This is a genomic window from Streptomyces mayonensis (genome assembly GCF_018982965.1).
Lineage (GTDB): Bacteria > Actinomycetota > Actinomycetes > Streptomycetales > Streptomycetaceae > Streptomyces > Streptomyces mayonensis.
Genome location: NZ_JACBYP010000249.1, coordinates 1 through 2,141, shown reverse-complemented (window position 1 = coordinate 2,141; position 2,141 = coordinate 1). Strand labels below are relative to the sequence as shown.

Annotated in this window: 2 protein-coding genes; both read right to left on the bottom strand. The window is 69.1% G+C overall.

The features are described 5' to 3' along the window. Positions 1-71 precede the first annotated feature (71 nt). Positions 72-995 (bottom strand): carbohydrate ABC transporter permease, encoded by a 924-nt coding sequence (locus HZS56_RS37640; protein ID WP_216725298.1) that lies wholly within the window; start codon positions 993-995, stop codon positions 72-74. 14 nt (positions 996-1,009) lie between these two features. Beyond that, a complete protein-coding gene (locus HZS56_RS37635) occupies positions 1,010-2,005 on the bottom strand; it encodes a carbohydrate ABC transporter permease (RefSeq protein WP_216725297.1) in 996 nt (331 codons plus the stop codon). Positions 2,006-2,141: the final 136 nt, after the last annotated feature.

The window sequence follows — 2,141 nt, the reverse complement described above, 5'->3', positions numbered from 1 at the left end:
CCGGTGAACGGCCCCGGCGGCGGCCGGCCGGGGCCGTTCACCGGCGGGGCCCGCACAAGGGTGCGCGGGCTTCAGCCCTTGACGGCGCCCGCCATGATGCCGCCGGTGATCTGCTTGCCGAAGACGACGAAGACCACCAGCAGGGGCAGCGTGCTGATCAGCGCGCCCGCCATCACGATGGACTGGTCGGGGGTGTAGGAGGCGCTGAGCTGGCCGAGCGCGACCTGGATGGTGGGGTTCTCCTGGGACAGGGCGAGGAACGGCCAGAAGAAGTCGTTCCAGGCCTGGACGAAGGTGAGCATGCCCAGCACCATCATCGCGGGGCGGGCCGCGGGCAGGACGACGCTCCACACGATGCGCAGGTTGTTAGCCCCGTCGACCTTGGCCGCCTCGATGAGTTCGTACGGCAGCGCCTCGATGAGGTACTGGCGCATGAAGAACACGCCGAAGGCGCCGACCAGGGTCGGGAAGATCACCGACTCCAGCTGGCCGCCCCAGCCGATGTCCGCCATCAGCATGAACAGCGGCACGACGCTGAGCTGCGGCGGGATGGTCAGGGTGGCGATGACGGCGGTCATCAGGACGCCCCGGCCGCGGAAGCGCATCTTGGCGAAGGCGTAACCGGCCAGCGTGCAGAAGAACAGCGTCGCCGCGGTGATGCTGCCGGAGACGATGACGCTGTTGACGATGGCCTTGCCGAGGTTGGCCTGTTCCCAGGCCGCTTCGAGGTTGCTGAACAGCCTGCCGCCCGGGATGAACGGCGGCGGGTTGTCGAGGACGCGCTGCTGGTCGTGCGAGGCGGCCACCAGCGTCCAGTACAGCGGGAAGAGGGAGCCGATCCCTACGACGATCAGCGCGAGGTAGGTGAAGGGACCGCCCTTGAGCTGCTGGCCGGCGCCGATCCGGAGGCGGCGGCCCTTGCCGGGACCGGGGGGCTGCGCCGTCGGGGCCTTGGTGGCCGGGGCGGTCTGCTGGGGAGTACTTGTCGTGGTCATCGTTGTCGCTCCCGTCAGGCCGCGCTCTTGCGCACGTACCGGCCGACGATCCAGTTGATCAGGGCGATGAGCAGCAGCAGGACGAGCATGCCCCAGGCCACGGCGGCGGACAGGCCGAGGTGTCCGAGCTTCCAGCCGTAGTTGTAGAGGTAGATGCTGAGCGTCTCGTACTGGTGCTCGCTGCCGCCGATGGAGCCGAGCGTGCCGCCCTGCAGCAGCAGCGGTTCACCGAACAACTGCATCGAGCCGATGGTCGAGATGACGATGGTGAACAGGATCGTCGGCCGCAGCGAGGGGATGGTCACCTTGCGGAACTGCTGCCAGCGCGAGGCGCCGTCGATCGAGGCCGCCTCGTAGAGGTCGCTCGGCACGGCCTGCATGGCGGCCAGGTAGATCAGGGCGTTGTAGCCGGTCCAGCGCCAGATCACGATGATCGAGATCGCGATCTTCGAGGTCCAGTGGCCGTTGCCCCAGTCGATGTCCCCTCCGCCGAAGGGCTCGAGCACCCAGTTGAGGAGGCCGCCGTCGGCCCGGAACACCAGGGCGAAGACGAGGGCGGCGGTGGCGACCGAGGTGGCGTACGGGGTGAGGATGATCGTGCGCCAGAACGTGCTGGCCCGCAGCTTGTAGTTGAGCAGGTGGGCCAGGCCCAGGGCGACCAGCAGCTGCGGGACGGTCGAGATGACGCCGATGATGAAGGTGTTGGAGACGGCCGTCCAGAACTCCGAGTCCTGGAGGATCGTGGAGAAGTTGTCGAGGCCGACCCACTCGGACTGGTCGAGGCTCGTCATCTCCACCCGGTGCAGGGCGATCCACCCGGTGTAGAGGAGCGGATAGAGCCCGAAGGCACCGAAGATGAGGAAGAAGGGGGCGATGTAGGCGTACGGCGACGCCTTGTCGTCGAAGCGCCACAGTCGCGAACGCCACGCACTGCGTTCCTTGTACGCGGTGCGCGGGCCGCCGGGGGGCGGCGGTGTGCTGGCACCCCGGGCGGGGGTTGTCGTTGCCACGGAGGGAGTCCTTCCCTGGGAGGTCGGGCCGGGTGGGGCGGAGGCGGCCTGCGGCGCTCGGAACGGCCGGCGACGGGTGGCCGGCCGGTGGTGCGTGGACGGCCGGTGGTGCAGGGGCGGCCGGGTGGTGCAGGGG